The 17,663-nt window shown below is 61.7% G+C and carries 20 protein-coding genes; 6 read left to right on the top strand and 14 right to left on the bottom strand.

What is annotated here, in order from left to right; translation table 11 throughout:
• Both ACFTOW_RS03960 and ACFTOW_RS03965 read left to right on the top strand, forming a co-directional pair.
• A partial coding sequence (locus ACFTOW_RS03960) for a hypothetical protein (protein ID WP_379913306.1) occupies positions 1-188 on the top strand: 188 nt, incomplete at its 5' end.
• 513 nt (positions 189-701) lie between these two features.
• Entirely contained in the window at positions 702-1,316 is a 615-nt protein-coding gene (locus ACFTOW_RS03965; protein WP_379913308.1) for a hypothetical protein, read from the top strand.
• Between the two features lie 139 nt (positions 1,317-1,455).
• Here the strand turns inward: ACFTOW_RS03965 and ACFTOW_RS03970 are convergent, their stop codons facing one another.
• A complete protein-coding gene (locus ACFTOW_RS03970; RefSeq protein WP_379913310.1) occupies positions 1,456-1,767 on the bottom strand; it encodes an ETC complex I subunit in 312 nt (103 codons plus the stop codon).
• Between the two features lie 30 nt (positions 1,768-1,797).
• Positions 1,798-2,160, bottom strand: a complete 363-nt coding sequence (locus ACFTOW_RS03975) for a hypothetical protein (protein ID WP_379913312.1) — start codon at positions 2,158-2,160, stop codon at positions 1,798-1,800.
• On the opposite strand from ACFTOW_RS03975, the gene uvrB reads away from it, so the two are divergent.
• Together uvrB and copM are read left to right on the top strand one after the other, a co-directional pair.
• Positions 2,159-4,354, top strand: a complete 2,196-nt coding sequence (uvrB, locus tag ACFTOW_RS03980) for an excinuclease ABC subunit UvrB (RefSeq protein WP_379913314.1) — start codon at positions 2,159-2,161, stop codon at positions 4,352-4,354. The genes ACFTOW_RS03975 and uvrB overlap by 2 nt on opposite strands.
• A 225-nt stretch (positions 4,355-4,579) precedes the next feature.
• Positions 4,580-4,951, top strand: a complete 372-nt coding sequence (gene copM, locus ACFTOW_RS03985; RefSeq protein ID WP_379913316.1) for a CopM family metallochaperone — start codon at positions 4,580-4,582, stop codon at positions 4,949-4,951.
• 214 nt (positions 4,952-5,165) lie between these two features.
• On the opposite strand, the gene ACFTOW_RS03990 is transcribed toward copM, so the two are convergent.
• The 4 genes from ACFTOW_RS03990 to ACFTOW_RS04005 form a co-directional block, all read right to left on the bottom strand.
• Entirely contained in the window at positions 5,166-5,372 is a 207-nt protein-coding gene (locus tag ACFTOW_RS03990) for a cold-shock protein (protein ID WP_024809690.1), read from the bottom strand.
• A 242-nt stretch (positions 5,373-5,614) separates the two neighbouring features.
• Positions 5,615-6,208, bottom strand: coding sequence for a rhodanese-like domain-containing protein (locus tag ACFTOW_RS03995; protein ID WP_379913319.1), 594 nt, complete (start codon positions 6,206-6,208; stop codon positions 5,615-5,617).
• Between the two features lie 230 nt (positions 6,209-6,438).
• Positions 6,439-6,645: a cold-shock protein gene (locus ACFTOW_RS04000; RefSeq protein WP_379913321.1), complete on the bottom strand. Its 207-nt coding sequence runs from the start codon at positions 6,643-6,645 to the stop codon at positions 6,439-6,441.
• A 283-nt stretch (positions 6,646-6,928) separates the two neighbouring features.
• Entirely contained in the window at positions 6,929-7,153 is a 225-nt protein-coding gene (locus tag ACFTOW_RS04005) for a hypothetical protein (protein ID WP_379913323.1), read from the bottom strand.
• 132 nt (positions 7,154-7,285) lie between these two features.
• On the opposite strand from ACFTOW_RS04005, the gene ACFTOW_RS04010 reads away from it, so the two are divergent.
• Complete coding sequence (locus tag ACFTOW_RS04010) at positions 7,286-7,717, top strand: excinuclease ABC subunit B (protein ID WP_379913325.1); 432 nt, start codon at positions 7,286-7,288, stop codon at positions 7,715-7,717.
• Between the two features lie 17 nt (positions 7,718-7,734).
• Here ACFTOW_RS04010 and ettA read toward each other — a convergent pair whose 3' ends face one another.
• The 8 genes from ettA to ectA form a co-directional block, all read right to left on the bottom strand.
• The gene (ettA, locus tag ACFTOW_RS04015; protein ID WP_379913327.1) at positions 7,735-9,390 is read right to left on the bottom strand and encodes an energy-dependent translational throttle protein EttA; all 1,656 of its coding nucleotides are present in this window, start codon (positions 9,388-9,390) and stop codon (positions 7,735-7,737) included.
• 250 nt (positions 9,391-9,640) lie between these two features.
• Entirely contained in the window at positions 9,641-10,081 is a 441-nt protein-coding gene (locus ACFTOW_RS04020; RefSeq protein WP_379913329.1) for a DsrE family protein, read from the bottom strand.
• A gap of 122 nt (positions 10,082-10,203) precedes the next feature.
• Complete coding sequence (locus ACFTOW_RS04025) at positions 10,204-11,994, bottom strand: TRAP transporter permease (RefSeq protein ID WP_379913331.1); 1,791 nt, start codon at positions 11,992-11,994, stop codon at positions 10,204-10,206.
• A 69-nt stretch (positions 11,995-12,063) separates the two neighbouring features.
• Positions 12,064-13,014 carry a TAXI family TRAP transporter solute-binding subunit gene (locus ACFTOW_RS04030; protein WP_379913333.1) on the bottom strand — a complete coding sequence of 317 codons (951 nt, stop codon included), beginning with the start codon at positions 13,012-13,014 and terminating at the stop codon, positions 12,064-12,066.
• 138 nt (positions 13,015-13,152) lie between these two features.
• On the bottom strand, positions 13,153-14,577 hold the full coding sequence (locus ACFTOW_RS04035; protein ID WP_379913335.1) for an aspartate kinase: 1,425 nt from the start codon (positions 14,575-14,577) through the stop codon (positions 13,153-13,155).
• A gap of 3 nt (positions 14,578-14,580) precedes the next feature.
• Positions 14,581-14,982: an ectoine synthase gene (locus tag ACFTOW_RS04040; RefSeq protein WP_379913337.1), complete on the bottom strand. Its 402-nt coding sequence runs from the start codon at positions 14,980-14,982 to the stop codon at positions 14,581-14,583.
• A gap of 6 nt (positions 14,983-14,988) precedes the next feature.
• The gene (gene ectB, locus ACFTOW_RS04045) at positions 14,989-16,284 is read right to left on the bottom strand and encodes a diaminobutyrate--2-oxoglutarate transaminase (protein WP_379913339.1); all 1,296 of its coding nucleotides are present in this window, start codon (positions 16,282-16,284) and stop codon (positions 14,989-14,991) included.
• Between the two features lie 35 nt (positions 16,285-16,319).
• A complete protein-coding gene (gene ectA, locus ACFTOW_RS04050) occupies positions 16,320-16,847 on the bottom strand; it encodes a diaminobutyrate acetyltransferase (protein WP_379913341.1) in 528 nt (175 codons plus the stop codon).
• Positions 16,848-17,083: 236 nt separating this feature from the next.
• On the opposite strand from ectA, the gene ACFTOW_RS04055 reads away from it, so the two are divergent.
• The gene (locus ACFTOW_RS04055) at positions 17,084-17,575 is read left to right on the top strand and encodes a MarR family winged helix-turn-helix transcriptional regulator (RefSeq protein ID WP_379913343.1); all 492 of its coding nucleotides are present in this window, start codon (positions 17,084-17,086) and stop codon (positions 17,573-17,575) included.
• The last annotated feature ends 88 nt before the right edge of the window (positions 17,576-17,663 follow it).

Raw genomic sequence — 17,663 nt, forward strand, 5'->3', positions numbered from 1 at the left:
GAAAAACACCGTCACGGACATCGTCAGGCGGCACCGCCAAAATGCCTTGTGATACGATCCTGCCCCCTACCGGAATCTACCCCGATATCGATGCGTCGCTTCTGAGCCTTCTTGCCTCGCTGTCTCAAGAAGATCAAAAGCGGCTTTTTGATTTTCTAGCAATTCTGCGCACCCGTACTGACGGATAAAATACAAAAGAAGGATTTTTTCCTTTTTCCCCAAGGCCTTGACGCACTCTTCAAGGTCGGCCCAGTCATCGGGTACCAGGGGGGCCTTTTCAAAATCGGTTCTATCCTGCATCAGACACTTCCGTCCACAATCACCAAGCAACAGCTGTGCGTGTGGCAGCCCCCTACCAACATACACAAACTGTATTTTTCCTTGCAAAGAATAAGGTAAGAAAACACCCATAGGTCGTCAACCTGTGACTTGTTATATTTCACAGGTGCCGCTGGCGTCGGCCATGTTCTGCCAATACATCCTATGAGATTACCGCCCCCCCTACCACCGGTGCACCGGCCTCGCATGCAGTAAAAGTCTTTATGTAATCATCAGATTGAAGCGACAGGCTATCAGCGCAAAGCCAGGGTCATCGGCAAAATTCCTCTCATAGTAGTAGTCTGACCCCCACCAGTGCGACCCAAAGCTTGACCGAATGTGTTATTTCACATTAACCTTAGGCAGTATAGAGGAGTCAGCCGATGTTCTTCGACGACAGAACAGCCTTCACGCCACGCCTTGGTGCGCGGATGACCTACGGTGTCACGCGAGTTCTGGATGCCCTTCAGGCAAGGCCCGTTGCGCCCCCCGCTGCCGTGTCGGAACAACAGGGCGGCATGACCGTTCTGGATCGTATGGCGCGGACACAGCATCCCGCCTGCCTGCCCGAGAAAGACCGCCGCACGATCGAGGTTCGTGGGCAGTTCGCCAACAAGAAGGCGATCGTCTTTGCCGAAGCCAGCCAGCCCAACCTGGACATGCGCATCTGGCTGGAAGACATCTATGATCTGTCCCTGGTCAATGTCTATGACAGGACCGGGTTTTTCGAATGGCTGCTGAAATGCGGCAAGGATGCGGACCTGTTCATCATCGATGCCGACAGTTTTGCAAGTGACAGATCGCTCATGCTGAAATTCTGCGAGGCGATCCGGCAGAAGTTCCACAGCAGGCCGCTCATCCTGTTGAACCGCGAGGCGGAACGCAATGAATTCGTCCAGACATGCAAGGATGGCGCAGACGTCGTGCTGCAAAGCCCGACCAGCCGCACGGCCGTCTGGCTGGGCGTCAAGGCAGCGATGGACCACCACTATCACTGACACATCCGTCCTGCGTCACAGACGACGCAGGACGGATGACGGCCTGCAGGCTACCCCCAGCAGTTAGGCAGGTCCGCCGGCTGTGCGACTCATCGCACAGCCGGCATTTTATTGCGGAACTTCCGAAATCCGCCCGACGCTAATGCGTCCAGGCACCGCGCCGCTTGGTGGCAAAGTTGTCGCCATAGCCACCGGGCCGGATGTTGAGCTTGCGCGGCTTGGGCTCGTTCACCACCGCCTCGATCCCGTGATCCTGCGCGTATTCCAGCGCGGCTTCCTTGGTGGAAAACTGCAACTTGACCTGCGCCTGCGTGTCACCGGACGATGTCCAGCCCATCAGCGGATCGACCTCGCGCCGCGACGCCGGGGCAAATTCCAGGACCCAGTTGCGGGTCTTTGCGGTGCCCGACTGCATCGCGGTGCGGGCGGGTTTGTAGATACGTGCGCGCATGAGGACCCCATATGTCAGATTGCGACCCGGTTATCGGGCAAAAGCCGGTGCGGGGCAAGGGTCAAACCCGGACCAATCGGGTGCAAACAGAGGCTTGCGCCATACCCCGACCACGGGGAGCGAGGGGTGGGTGTTGCAGCCAAAGGCACGCCGCAGCACACTGTTTGCTTCTGAAAACATAGCGCCGCGCCTTTTCTTCACGCAAGAAATAGATGCGCCCCGGATGTATTTTTGTAATTTCCTTGCGATCCCGTCACCGGCAATCCCCGGACCCGCAAAGAAAAACGCGTCTGACCACAAATCGTGCAACCCACGCCGCGTCGCCGGGCTGCCGGGGTTGAACTGGAACAAAAACAGATCAAATCTTGTCCAACCCCGCTCGGAGATTCTCATGCCCTACGCCCATTCCGACAAATCGGAAGCCCTGCTGCACTCGCCCGCGCCCGACGTGCAGACCCGCGAAAAGCTGGAAGGCGGCAAGCGGTTCATCATGCACAGCCAGTTCGAACCCGCAGGCGACCAGCCCACGGCCATCGCCGAACTGTCGGGCGGCATCAAAAGCGGTGAGCGTGATCAGGTGCTGCTGGGCGCCACGGGCACCGGCAAGACCTTTACCATGGCCAAGATCATCGAGGAAACCCAGCGCCCCGCGATCATCCTCGCCCCCAACAAGACGCTGGCGGCCCAGCTCTACGGCGAGTTCAAGGGCTTCTTCCCCGAAAACGCCGTGGAATACTTCGTCAGCTACTACGACTACTACCAGCCCGAAGCCTATGTCGCCCGCTCCGACACCTATATCGAGAAGGAATCCCAGATCAACGAGCAGATCGACAGGATGCGCCACTCGGCCACCCGCGCCCTGCTCGAACGCGACGACGTGATCATCATCGCCTCGGTGTCGTGCATCTACGGCATCGGCAGCGTCGAAACCTATGGCGCGATGACCCAGGATCTGCAGATCGGCAAGGACTACGACCAGCGCAGCATCATGGCCGACCTCGTGGCCCAGCAATACAAGCGCAACGATCAGGCGTTCCAGCGCGGCAGCTTTCGGGTGCGCGGCGACAGCCTGGAAATCTGGCCCGCCCACCTCGAGGACCGCGCCTGGAAACTGTCGTTCTTTGGCGAGGAACTGGAAGGCATCACCGAATTCGACCCCCTCACCGGCGAGAAATACGGCACGATGGAGCGCGTCCGCGTCTACGCCAACTCGCATTACGTCACGCCCAAGCCGACGATCCAGCAGGCCATCGCCAGCATCAAGAAGGAACTGCGCATCCGGCTCGACCAACTGGTGGGCGAGGGCAAGCTGCTCGAGGCGCAACGGCTGGAACAGCGCACGAATTTCGACATCGAGATGCTGGAAGCCACCGGCGTGTGCAACGGAATCGAGAACTATTCGCGCTACCTCACCGGCCGGGCACCGGGCGAGCCGCCCCCCACCCTGTTCGAATTCATCCCCGACACGGCCATAGTCTTTGCCGATGAATCCCACGTGTCGGTTCCGCAGATCGGCGGCATGTACAAGGGCGACTACCGGCGCAAGTTCACCCTGGCCGAGCATGGTTTCCGCCTGCCGTCCTGCATGGACAACCGACCGCTGAAATTCGAGGAATGGGACGCCATGCGCCCGCAATCGGTCTTTGTCAGCGCCACCCCCGGCAGTTGGGAGATGGAGCAGACCGGCGGCGTCTTCACCGAACAGGTGATCCGCCCCACTGGTCTGATTGACCCGCAGGTCGAAATCCGGCCCGTCGAGATGCAGGTTGACGACCTGCTGGACGAGGTGCGCAAGGTCGCCGCCGACGGATACCGCACGCTGTGCACAGTGCTGACCAAGCGCATGGCCGAGGATCTGACCGAATACATGCACGAACAGGGCATCCGCGTGCGCTACATGCACTCCGACATCGACACGATCGAACGGATCGAGATCCTGCGCGACCTGCGACTTGGTGCCTTCGACGTGCTGATCGGCATCAACCTTCTGCGCGAGGGGCTGGATATCCCCGAATGTGGGCTGGTGGCGATTCTGGATGCCGACAAAGAGGGCTTCCTGCGCTCGGAAACCTCGCTGATCCAGACCATCGGCCGCGCCGCGCGCAACGCCGAAGGCCGGGTGATCATGTATGCCGACCGCGTCACCGGCAGCATGGAACGCGCCCTGCGCGAAACCGACCGCCGCCGCGCCAAGCAGGTCGCCTACAACGAAGAACACGGCATCACCCCCGCGACGATCAGGAAGAACGTCGATGACATCCTGCAGGGGCTGTACAAGGGCGATGTCGACATGAACCGCGTCACTGCCACCATCGACAAGGGGCTGGCCGGCTCGAACATGCAGGCCGTGCTCGAAGGGCTGCGCACCGACATGCGCAAGGCCGCCGAGAACCTGGAATTCGAAGAAGCCGCCCGACTGCGCGACGAGGTCAAGCGGCTGGAAGCCGTCGATCTGGTCGTCTCCGACGACCCGCTGGCCCGTCAATACGCGGTCGAGAAAGCGTCAGACGAAGCCACCAAGGCGCGCGGTCGGTCCACTGCGGGCCGGCCGGGGCAAAGGGGTGGTGTCAAGCGGAGGAGTCGGTAAAGGGCAATGGCTGCAAAGGGGCGACTGCAAACACACCACGATCCCGACTGACATTCCAGGCTCGGTGGGTTTCACCCACCCTACCCGCCTCGCGTAAGGCGGGTGGCATTATGCCCCGGACCACATCACCGCATCGTGTCCCCCGCCAGCCCAAAACCACTTGCCTTCCACCAACGGCAAGGTGCGAAGCTTCGCGCCCATCACCCACTGAAAGGCACGCTCAAAATGACCCTTCGTTTTCGCCCCGCCCTTGGCGCGGCCCTGTTGACGCTGGCCCTGTCACCTGCCGCTGGGATGGCGCAATCGCACAGCCACGCAGGACACGCCATGCCCGCCGACACCGACATGCCCGCCTCGACCCACGCCTTTATGGCCGCCAATGCGGCGATGCATGCGGATATGGATATCGAGTTTACCGGAAATGCGGATGTGGATTTCCTGCGCGGCATGATCCCGCATCACGAAGGCGCGGTCGCCATGGCGCAGGTCGTGCTGGACCACGGCACCGATCCCGAGATCCGCAAACTGGCCCAAGAGATCATCGCCGCCCAAGAGGCCGAAATCGCCTGGATGAAGGCCCGCCTGTCCGACCAGTAGGGTGGGTGGCAACCCACCACATCGCACCCGCCTCACATCAGGCGGGTTGGCACCCACCCTACCCACCACCGTAGGGTGGGTGCCAACCCACCACCGTAGGGTGGGTGCCAACCCACCACACCACGCCCAGGCAGGTGCCAACCCACCCTCACACCGCAGAATCAAAAACGCGGCCCCCTTTCGGAAGCCGCGTCAAATCTCGTGTCGCGGGCGATTACGCCAGCTGAAGGTTCATCGCGCTTTCGCGGCCATCACGGCCGGACTCAACGTCGAAGGTCACTTTCTGGTTGTCGGCCAGACCGGTCAGGCCCGAACGCTCAACAGCCGAAATGTGAACGAAAACGTCCTTGCCACCCGATTCCGGCTCGATAAAGCCAAAACCTTTAGTTGCGTTGAACCATTTTACAGTGCCATTGGCCATCTGTTTATTCCTTGTAGTCATACCGCTCACGGGATGTAGCGGCCCGGCGAAGTCACGTCTGGATCGAAACTGCGTGCCGGTTAGGGGAACAGAAAGCTCGAATAGAAGGTCTTAGCCTGATCCGTATGACAGGCCGGCCCCGTGATAGCAAGGATTCGTTTGCGCGCCCCTCCCGGCAGGGCGCGCATCTGCATGGTGTGTGCATGATCCGTGCATGAATATCACACGGTGTTTTTCGGCCCTCACTCGCCGGTCACGGTCAGGCCCAGCATCCGCCAACCCTGCATCCCGGCGCGATAGTAATAGATCTTTTCGGCTGGAAATCCCGCTTCGATCATCCGCCGCGCCGCCGCCGGCGACTGCCCGCACCAAGGCCCGTTACAATAGAGTGCGACGCTCTTGATCGCGTCACCTTCGCAAATAAATCCTTCAAAATCAGGCTCGCAGCCCAATTCACCCAAGCGGTCGGGGGCCTCGGTATAGGGGATGTTGACCGCCCCGGGAATCGCCCCGCCTTCGAAATCGCGGCGGATACGGCCATCGGCCACCACCACATCGGGGTCGTTAAGAAACTCCATCAATTCCAGTTCGCCGATCGGCGTCACACCGGGTGCCGGCACCATCGGCTGGATACAGAACTCCGGACACGGCCGGGAAGTCCGCGCCCAATCGTCGCCGATGCGGTTGTCAGTGTCCTGGTTGCGGGTGATCTCGACCGGGCCGCCGCTCGTCTCGACGGTGACGGTCGTCACACCGTCGGTGATCGCGACCTCCTGAGCATGCATCTGCGTCGTCATGGCCATGCACATCAGGGCTGCGCTTGCTGCCAGTCTCATCAAATCTCCTCCCGTTTCATTCAGTGTGGCGTCAGATGAAGGGCACAAAGGGAATGCCGCACCCGGTCAAGACCATCAGGCCCGCCAGAAAAACAAACACTTTCATAATATTACTCCTGCCTTTGCATCAGCCTAGCCGCAAACCACCTGCGCAGTCAAAGCCCGGCTAACAAACAAAAACGCGGCCCCGCTGCCGGGACCGCGCCACAAAGCGCCTATCCAGCCCGTCCTCAGGCCAGCGAGATGTTGATAGCACTCTCCCGCCCGTCACGGCCGGCTTCGATGTCGAACGTGACCTTCTGATTGTCTGCCAGACCGGTCAGGCCCGAACGCTCGACGGCCGAGATGTGGACGAATACGTCCTTGCCGCCGGTTTCGGGGGCGATAAAGCCGTAGCCCTTGGTTGTGTTGAACCATTTCACTGTGCCATTGGCCATGTGATCTTCCTTCAGTTTTCAATCCGCTCGCGGGATGCAGCGGCGCGGCAAAGTCACGTCGTTGATCGAAGACTGTGAGCCGAAGTCGGAAAACAGAAAGATCGTAGCGGTGGTCTTAGCCCCTTCCATATGCCGATTCATGGCGAAAAAATCAAGATGAAGCTGCGTGGGCCAGACTTTGGTCGACAGCTGTCACCTCCCGCTCACACGTGGATACAAGCAGAAAAACGCCGACGGCACAGGACCGTCGGCAAGAGCCATGTCGCTCGGTCTGCCCGCGCGCTCAGCGCAGCAGCAGCGCCCAGACAAAGTACGGCGGCAGCGCCATTGCGAACAACACACAAAAGGTGCGCGCCCAGTCGCCCAGGCTTTCCAGCTTGTTGATGTCCTTCATTCCCAACGCCAAGCCCATGAGACCACCGGCAAAACCGCTTTCCACCGCCTCGCTGCGCCGGAGGCTGGCCATGGCGTTATCGTAAACCTGCTGCTGACGTTCCTGCTCGGTCATGTTCCGGCTCCTTCTTGCCCTCGTTACAGGTGCCAATCTTGTGTCCCCGCCGCGGGATGTCCAGTCGCAACGCACCTTTGCCACAGAGGAATTTCCCCTATCTTTTCAAAAATAAGCTGCGAAGGGGATGACATGCGACGATTGGCTGCGGGTTTTTGCTTATGGGCAGGTGCGGCACAGGCGTGGGAGTTCTCGGCCACGCCGATCTGTACCCTGTTGCACGACGATGACGCCTTCACGCTGCGCGTCACCTATGACGCCACGCTTCCCGAATACCGCCTTGTGCTCAGCCTGCGTGACGCCCCATGGCCCGGCGGCCAGACCTTTGCCATCACCTTTGACGGGGACCGCCCGATAGCCATTGCGACTGATCGGCATGAGCTGTCGGAGAGCAACACAACAGTTTCTGTCACCGATCGCGGATTTGGCAACGTGCTGAACGGGATGGAATTCAATCGCACCGCCATCGCCACCTTGGGCGACCGGCAGATAGCAATACCGCTGGACGGCGCGGCAGAACCCGTCCGGCAATTCCGCGCCTGCCCCGCACCCGGTCTGGTCTGACCGGGTGCGGGGACAGATTATCGCGCGAATTTCTTGTGCTTCAGGCGCTTGGGTTCCAGCGCATCCGCGCCAAGCCGGCGCTTCTTGTCTTCCTCGTAATCCTCGAAGTTGCCCTCGAACCACTCGACATGCGCCTCGCCCTCGAAGGCCAGGATATGCGTGCAGATCCGGTCGAGGAAGAAACGGTCGTGCGAGATCACCACCGCACACCCCGCGAAATCCACCAGCGCATCTTCAAGCGCGCGCAGGGTTTCCACGTCCAGATCGTTGGTCGGTTCGTCAAGCAGCAGCACATTGCCGCCCGAGCGCAGCAGACGCGCCATGTGCACCCGGTTGCGTTCACCGCCTGACAGCAGGCCGACCTTTTTCTGCTGGTCACCGCCCTTGAAGTTGAAGGCCGAGCAATAGGCCCGCGCGTTCACCTCGGCATCGCCCAGCTTGATGATGTCCAGCCCGTCGGCAATCGCCTCCCAGACGTTTTCATTGGGGTTCAGGTCGTCGCGCGACTGATCGACATAAGACAGCTTGACGGTTTCACCGTATTCCACGGTCCCTTCATCGGGCTGTTCCTGCCCGGTCAGCATGCGAAACAGCGTGGTCTTGCCCGCGCCGTTCGGCCCGATCACGCCGACGATCCCGCCCGGTGGCAAGGAAAACGACAGATCCTCGACCAGCAGTTTGTCGCCCATGGCCTTTTTCAGCCCCTCGACCTCGATCACCTTGGAGCCCAGACGCGGGCCATTCGGGATGATGATCTGGGCGCGCGACAGCTTTTCACGCTCGGACTGGTTGGCCAGGTCGTTATAGGCGTTGATCCGCGCCTTGGACTTGGCCTGCCGCGCCTTGGGGCTGGCACGCATCCATTCCAGTTCGCGCTCCAGCGTCTTTTGCTTGGACTTGTCCTCGCGCGCTTCCTGGCTCAGGCGCTTGGCTTTCTGCTCCAGCCAGCTTGAATAGTTGCCCTCGTAGGGAATGCCCGAGCCGCGATCCAGTTCAAGGATCCAGCCGGTGATGTCATCCAGAAAATAGCGGTCATGGGTGACGATCAGGATCGTGCCGTTGTAATCGATCAGGTGCTGTTGCAACCAGGCGATGGTCTCGGCGTCCAGATGGTTGGTCGGTTCGTCCAGCAGCAGCATGTCAGGCGCTTCGAGCAGCAGCTTGCACAGGGCCACGCGGCGCTTTTCCCCGCCCGACAGGCTGGTCACGTCGGCCTCGTCCGGCGGGCAGCGCAGGGCCTCCATCGCCACGTCGATCTGGCTGTCCAGATCCCACAGGTTCTCGCTATCGATCTCGTCCTGCAACTGCGCCATCTCGTCGGCGGTCTCGTCGCTGTAATTCATCGCCAATTCGTTGAAACGGTCCAGCTTGGCCTGCTTCGCCGCCACGCCCAGCATGACGTTGCCGCGCACATCCAGACTGGCGTCAAGTTCGGGCTCCTGCGGCAGATAGCCGACCTTGGCCCCCTGCGCGGCCCAGGCTTCGCCCTGAAACTCGGTATCAAGACCCGCCATGATGCGCAGCAGCGTGGATTTACCCGAGCCGTTGACACCCACGACACCGATCTTGACCCCCGGCAGGAAATTCAGGTGGATGTTCTCGAAACACTTCTTGCCACCGGGATAGGTCTTGGAAACCCCCTGCATGTGATAGACATACTGATAGGACGCCATGTGCGCTGCTCCTGCTGGAAAATCAAAGTCGATCCCTGATACATGGGAGCGCACACAGGAGCAATGCGTGCCAGGCCTGCTTTCTCTCTCTTGAAATATCCCCGCCGGAGGCTCCAACCTCACACAGGTCGCTGTCGCCAGATGCAAGGCACGCCAGCGCAACGAGCGGCCCGAGCCGAAGGCCGAAGGCCGCAGGCGAGACATCCGGCGCGCGGCATCGCCGCGCACCGTTTGATCACGCCGGTTTGGCTCAGAAGCCCATGACTTGCGTGTCGTCACCCATGATCGTGGCCGCCATCGCGTCGGGCTTGGCCACGCCCACACCGTCCAGCAGCACGCTGGCGTCGGCACCCTTGCCCGGCAGGTAGATCGCGCAGACCTCGACCGTGGTGTCGGGCTTGGTCATGATCATCTGCATCAGGCCCTGAGGGCTCATGTCGCGGGGCGGCTGGCCTGCGGTGGCGGTTTCGGGCGCGTCCTTCAGCGCCAGATCGCCCGCCGGGCCGCACAGCAGGATATGAGCGGACTTGCCCTGTTCCACGGCCTGCATGGTCAGCACCATCGCCATCAACTGGGTCTGGGCCTCGGGGGCGGTCAGCACCGTCACCAGTTTCGACGGGCCCTCGGCATGGGCCATGGGTGCGGTCAGCGTGGCCGTGGCAATCGCAGCGGCGGTCAGAAATCGTTTCATGGTCTCTCCTCTGGTTGAATGCAAATTACATTCTGCTTTCGGAATATCACTACCACGAAATCCGGGCGCCGCATTGCGACACACCGCCGCCCCAAGGCCATTTCACCCATCCTCCCGCGCAATCACCACAGAGCAGGACCAAAGATCAGCGCCATCCCGCCCACTGCCAGCCCAAGCCGCAGCCCGGCACCCGCCCGCCCGATCAGGCCAAAGGATATCGCCGCCAACCCCGCACCGATCAGCCCGAAGGCCAGCAGCGCCGCGCCCGGCTCTTCGGACATCCGGATCACCGCCGGTTGCGCGATCATCCCCAGCGGGATCAGGTACAGCCCCACCCCCAGCGCCATCGACGTCATCGCCACGCGCAGCCAGTTTTCCCCGATCATGCCCGCCGCGATGAACACCGCGCCGCAAACCGGCGGCGTGATCGTGGACAGCAGGGCGAACCAGAACACGAACAGATGCGCCTGCAACGGCGCCAGCCCCAGTTCGATCAGCGCAGGCCCGGCCACCGAGACGCAGATCACATAGGCGGCCGTGGTCGGTACCTCCATCCCCAGCACCAGACAGGCCAGCGCCGTCAGCAGCAGCGAGGCCCACAGCATCCCACCCGAGCCCTCAAGAATGACCGAGGTGATCTTGACCCCCAGCCCGGTCACCCCCAGCACCCCGATGATGATCGAGGCGCACAGGATGATGGCGGCGATCATCGCCACCTGTTGCGACGCGCTCAGCAATGCCTGGGCCACCCGACCGGCGGTGCGCGCGGCGTCAAACCGCATGTCCGCCCCAGTCAGCAACAGCAGCGCACCGGCGATGATCGCCAAGCAGGCGGCATATTGCGGGGTGTAGCCAAAGGCGAACATCCCCAGCAGCAGCACAGTGAACGGGATCAGGAAAAACATCGCCGTGACCGCCACATCGCGCGTCGCGGGACGCTCGTCCTCGTCGATGCCGCGCAGGTCGAACCGGGTGGCATAGGCGTTGATTCCCACCCAGACCGCCCAAAAATACAGGATCGCGGGCAGGAACGCCGCAGCAATGATCTGCGTGTAGGGTGTGCCGGTCAGTTCGACCATCACAAAGGCCCCGGCCCCCATCAGCGGCGGCATGATCTGCCCGCCCGAACTGGCCACCGCCTCGACCCCGGCTGCCAGCCGCCTAGGGTAGCCCAGTTTCGTCATGGCCGGCAGGGTGATCGCCCCGGTCGAGGCCACATTGGCGCTGGCCGACCCCGAGATCGACCCGAACAGCGCCGAGGACAGCACCGACACCTTTGCCGCACCGCCCTTGAGCCGCCCCGCTGCCGCAGCGGCCACGTTCATGAACCCCTGCCCCGCCTCACCCGCGTTCAGCACCGCGCCGAAGATGACGAAGATCGAAACGACACCGACCGAAACGGCGGTCAGGCTGCCCCAGATGCCGCCCTCGGCAATCACCATGGTGCCAAGGAAGGACCGCAGCGGCATGCCGGAATGGCCGAACTCGCCCGGGATATGTTGGCCGAAAAACGCATACAACAGGGCGGCGGCGGCGACCATGGGCAGAGGCCAGCCGATCGCGCGGCGCGCGGCCTCGATCACGATGGCCAGCAGGGCAAAGGCCAGCCAGACCTGAAATTCGGTCTCGATAAAGCCGTACTGATCCGACAGCGCATCGGCGTTGACGGCGATCCAGACGCTTCCAGCCACGCCGACCGCGCACAGCACGACGCCGCTGACCAGCCGCCAGCCCGTCGCGCCATAGACGAAAATCCACGGCAGGATCAGCGCCATGTGGAGCGGGCGGCTGACCAGATTGGGCACCAGCCCGGAAAAGATCAACCCGATGTGAAAGGTCACCACCGCCGCTGCCAGCGCCAGCCAAAGCCCTTTTGACGCCACAGCCTGCGGCAAAACCAGTTGCGTCTGCATTCCCTGCCCCCCGACGTGGAAAGGCCGGGCCACCCGTGGCCCGGCCCTGAGTGCCCGCTTGCGCGGTGCTTACATGTTGCCGTCGTTCAGAGGCATGCCAGCCTCTTGATAGTAACGGATGGCCCCGGGGTGCATCTTGCCGGTGATGGTGGACAGCATCGCGGCATCCACACCATCCCACCAGGGCGCAGACTCAGCCATCTTTGCCTTGGCCTCCCAGAAGGTCCTGGTCATTTGATAGGCGGTGTCCTCGTCCATCTTGGTGGTCGTATAGGCCACGACCGGCAACGAGGTGGTCACGATGTCGGCCTCCTGCCCCGCATAGGTGCCCGCCGGGATTACCAGTCTGGTGCGGTTGGTCTGGGCCACCTGTTCGTCGTCCAGCGACAGGATGGTCACGCCGGTGGACGCCGCGGCCTCGACCACATTGGGGGCGGGCCAGCTGCCGGCGGTCACGAACCCGTCGATCTGGCCGTTCTTCAGCGCGGCCACCGCATTGGACAGTTCCGCATCGGCGATATTGACCTTGTCGGTCAGCCCGAACAGATCGAGATATTTCGCGCCCTCGGTCGCGCCGAAACTGCCCTTGCCCAGCAGGATCGTCTTGCCCTCAAGATCGGCAAAGCTGCTGACCTCGCTTTCGTTGGACATGACGAAATGCATGGTCAGCGACGGGATCGGGAACAGCGCGCGGATCTCGTCATAGGCGGGGTCGCCCTTGCCCTCGAACATCGCCTTGCCGCCCTGCGCCAGCCCCACAAGGCTGGGCGGCGTGGTAAAGACATAGTCGGCCCCGCGCGCGCGCACCTCCATCACGTTCTGGACCGAGCCCTGGCCCTCTTCGATGGTGACGATGATCGCGCCATCCGATCCGGCCTTCATCGCTTCGGAAATCTGCACGCCCATCTGGTAATAGGACGTGCCCGCCTTGGCGGATTTATAGGTCACGCGGGTTTCCGCAAACGCGGGTGTTGCCAGCACCGCGCCTGCGGCAACCGCCCCGGCCAGCCATCTTGTCATGTGAAACATCGGTCATCCTCCCTTGGTATCGGCAAAGCAAACATCACCGGCGCGGCGCGGTCAATCGCAACCGCGCCGCCATAACGCAAAACGCCCCGGCGGTGGGGCCGGGGCGTTTTGTTGCAATGTCGGGGCGTGTCAGGCGACGCGGGGCAATTCCTGCGCCTCGCCTTCAATAAAAGCCGCGTGCAGCGCCTTGATCACCGGCTTGAGATCCTTGCGGTCCAGGATGAACTGCACATCAACGTTGCGCGGCCCCTGTGTGGCACCGATGGATTCATACCCGGCGTCGGCAATCGCCAGCAATCCGCGCGTCAGCACCGACAACCCGTTCAGGTCGCGCCCGATGACCGAGGCCAGCGACAAGGTGCGCGACCGCACCTCGGCCGAGGGATATCGCGCCGCGATATCCTTTTCGACCCGGCGCATCGTCTTGAGCGAGCTGTCGACGTAATGCGTGATGGTGTTGGCGTTCGACACCTTGGACACGATGCGCACATCGTGGCGCGTCAGCACATCCAAAATGCTGGCGTCATAGCCCTTGACGCCGACCATGTCCTGCTCGAACACCTCAAGCGCGATGATGTCCAGACCGGTCACGATCTCGACCGCCGCCTTGTCCGCCGGCTGATCGTCGATCAGCGTGCCGGGGTCGTCGGGCTCGAACGCGTTGGTGACACGCAGGGGCACATCGGCCTGGCGCAGGGTCTTGGCCGCCTTGGGGTGGATCGCCTCCATCCCCATGTTCGACAGCTGGTCGGCCACGTCATAGTTGGTGCGCCCCAGCTTGCGCACGGCATCCTGCCCCACAAGGTTGGGATCGGCCGAGGACAGGTGGAATTCCTTGTGAATGATCGCCTCGCGCGCGCCGGTCAGCGCGGCAAGCGTGGAGAATGTCACCTCGGAATAGCCGCGGTCGAATTCACGCATCAGGCCTTCGGCGCATTGGGCATAGCCGGTGACGATCGGCATTTCCGTGGACGGATCAACCGCCTTCATCGCAGCACCGATCCGCTGTTCCAGCGTCACGTCGCCCTCGTCGCGCCAGCCCGAAAGATCAACCAGACGGGCATTTACGCCGGCGCGCTGCAACAGCAGCGTGGTCACCAGGGCCGAATGGGCCTCGCCCAGACCCGACAACAGTTCGCGCACCTGCAAAAGGTGCTCTGCCAGCCGGAAATGCCCGTAGGAACACAGGCGCTGCAGGTCGATCAGACAGTTGCGCGCGCCTTCGATCCGGTCGCGCACGAATTCGTCCGCGCGCTCGACATCGGCGTTGTTGTCCAGCACTTCATTGTGCGCCTTGATCATTTCCTTGGCCACAACGTCCAGCGCCTCGTGCCAGCCATGATCGGTGTCGGCATCGGTAAACTGCGCATACACCCCGGCCTTGCCGGTTTTCTTGTGTTCCAGCAGCAGGTTGGTGATGCCGCCAAAGGCCGACACCACAAAGACCCGACCATAAAGGTCGGCATCCTTGCGGCCGCCGATGAACAGCGTGTCACGCAATTCATGGATGCGGGACATGGATGTCCCGCCAATTTTCTCAACCGTATGGGTCATGTATCAGTCCGCCAGTTCCTCAGGCGCGGCATAGGATCCGTCCTCGCGGTGGACTTCCTTGCCGGTCACCGGTGGGTTGAAGCAGCACGCCATCCAAAGCTCTTCCTCGGCGCGCAGCGTATGCTTGTCATGCTCGTTCAATGCATACATCGTTCCGGGCTTGATCTGGTGCGTCTCGCCGGTGGCCAGATCGGTGATCGAGCCCTTGCCCTGCATGCAATACACGCTTTCAAAGTGGTTCTTGTAGTGGAACGTGTGTTCCGAACCTGCCTCGAGAATGGTGATGTGGAACGAAAAGTTCATCCCGTCCTCGGCCAGAAGCATCCGAACCGATGTCCAGTTGGCATCCGAGACGACGCGGTGTTGTTCATTTTTGCTGATGTCGTCAAAGTCGCGCACGATCATAGGGGGTTACTCCGCTGCCAGTTTCATGTTTGTCGTCGCCTCGCGCGTCGCTTCGAGAAGGATGTCGAACCCTTCGCGGAACAAGGCGGGCGTGGTCGTCAGAGGGGCCAGAACCTTGACCACCTCATCATGCGCCCCGGAGGTTTCGATCACCAGCCCCTTTTCAAAGGCGCGTGCGCAGATATCCCCGGCCAGATCACCGCTGCCCACGTCGACACCCTGCATCAGGCCACGGCCCTTGAGAGTGGCACCGGGCACCATTTCGGCCACTTGTTGCAGCGCGGTTGTCAGCATCACCGACTTTTCCGCCAGTTCCTTCTGGAACGTGTCATCGGCCCAGAACTTCTCAAGCGCGATCCGCGCGGTGATGAAGGCATGGGTGTTGCCCCGGAATGTGCCGTTATGCTCGGCCGGCTTCCAGATGTCGTACTCGCGCTTGATCAGCAGCGCGGCAAACGGCAGTCCCATGCCGCTGAACGACTTGGCCAGCGGGATCAGGTCGGGCTCGATCCCCATTTCTTCAAAGCTGAAGAACGTGCCGGTGCGGCCGCAGCCCGCCTGGATGTCATCGACGATGAACAGCGCGCCGTGCTTCTTGGCGATCCGGGCGATGCCCTGCATGAACTCGGCGCTCGCGGCGTTCAGCCCGCCCTCGCCCTGTACGGGTTCGATCAGGAAGGCAGCGGGCGCATCGACGCCGCTGGACGGGTTGTCCAGCATCTGTTCGATCAGCGACAGGCTGTCCACATCGGGGCCAAAGGCGTCTTCGAACGGCATGTGTGTCACGCCGTCCAGCGCCGACATGCCCGAACCGCCGCGCTTGCCGGTGTTCCCGGTCGCGGCCAGCGCGCCCATGGTCATGCCATGAAACCCATTGGTAAAGGCGATGATGTTCTTGCGCCCCGTCACCTTGCGCGCCAGCTTCATCGCGGACTCGACGGCATTGGTGCCGGTCGGCCCGGTCATCATCACCTTGTGGTCCATGCCACGCGGTTTCAGGATGAGCCGCTCGAACGTTTCAAGAAAGTCCGCCTTGGGCTGCGTGTGCATGTCCAGCGCGTGGGTGATCCCGTCGTTCTGCATGTGTTCGACCAGCGCGGCCTTCATGTCGGGATCGTTGTGCCCATAATTGAGCGACGAACACCCGGCCAGAAAGTCGATGTAGCGTTTGCCTTCGGCGTCGAAAAGCTCGGACCCCTTGGCGCGGTTGAACATGGCGGGCATGGCGCGACAGTAAGAGCGCGCCTCGCTCTCGCGGCGGGTGAAAATAGCGGTGTGGTCGGCTGACGTGTCAGTCGGCATAGGATTTTCCTTTGAATTTCGGGTGCGCGAGGCGTTCAGGCGGCTTTGGCCAACGCCTCGGGGAATTTGATCGTCACCATGTGCTCGGTGGCATGCTTGCCGCCGAAATGCTCATCGCGCGTGTAATGCGGCTCGTCGGACAGGTCGCCGCCGATCATCTTGGCAAAGCTGCGGAAAAGGCCCCAGCTTGCATCATTGTCGCGCGTGATCGTGGTCTTCAGGCTGTGCGCCTCGTCACATTCGTCGCGTTCGATCAGGTGGTGCAACATCTTCTTGCCCAGACCAAGTCCGCGTGCCTTGGGGCTGACGGCCACCTGCCACACGAAAAAAGCGTTCTGGTTGGGAATCATGTGGCCGGAGATCCAGCCCAGGATTTCGCCGTCCAGTTCGGCCACGACGCATGTGTCGCGGAAGTGTTCGGCTTGCACGATGTTGCAATACATCGAGTTTTCGTCGAGCGGCTTGCAGCTGCGCACCAGCTCCCAAATCATGGCCCCATCGGTCGCCTCCGGCTTCCGTAGCAGGGGCATACGCGTTCGGGGCGGTGTCACATCTTTCGGCATCGTTCGAGTTCCCTCGCTAGTTTGCTTTGGACTACAAAATAACGATTGCGGCAGATAATTCAATTGCTGAAGTATTTTTGTGGGATGTCGGCGGGAACGGGCCGCGAATGGCCTGTTTTTACTTTATTTTGACTAACGATGTCTGTCCAGCAGATCAGAATCGTTTGCGCTTACATGCTTAGGCAATTGAAGCGTCTGCGAAACTTGTGCAATGATGGGAAAAAACCGAGGATACGATGGATAGAACAGACGCCAGCCTGATCGCGCTGCGGCGGATCCTCCGCGCCACCGAGCTTTATGCACGGGAGCTGGCATACTCGGCCCGGCTGACGCCGGCGCAGCTGCGCGTCCTGCAGATCGTCGACGAAAAGGGCAGCGTCACGCCAAAGGAACTGGCCAAGCAGATGGGCGTCAGCCAGGCCACCATCACTGCGCTGGTGGACAAGCTGGTCAGCCGCGGCCAGGTGCAGCGCAAGCCGTCGGAAACTGACCGCCGCCAGACCAACGTCACCATCACCCAGGATGGTCACCAGACACTGGTGAACGCGCCCGACGCGCTGCAGCAAAAGTACGTGCGCGAATTCGAAGCGATGGACAGCTGGGAACAGGCAATGCTGGTCGCCGCGCTGGAACGCGTCGCCTCGATGCTGGATGCACAATCCATCGACGCCGCCCCGGTTCTGACCACAGGCGAGCTGCATATAGGCCGCAAGCGCCACGAGGTTTGAAGCCTCTAGTACTACAGTTGCGGATATTGGAGATCTCTGATTCAACTCTATTCGAGGGAATGGGAGGGTTGGGTCATGACTGTATCGG

Origin of the sequence: Lacimonas salitolerans, assembly GCF_042677865.1 — a bacterium.
In the GTDB taxonomy this organism is placed as follows: domain Bacteria; phylum Pseudomonadota; class Alphaproteobacteria; order Rhodobacterales; family Rhodobacteraceae; genus Lutimaribacter; species Lutimaribacter salitolerans.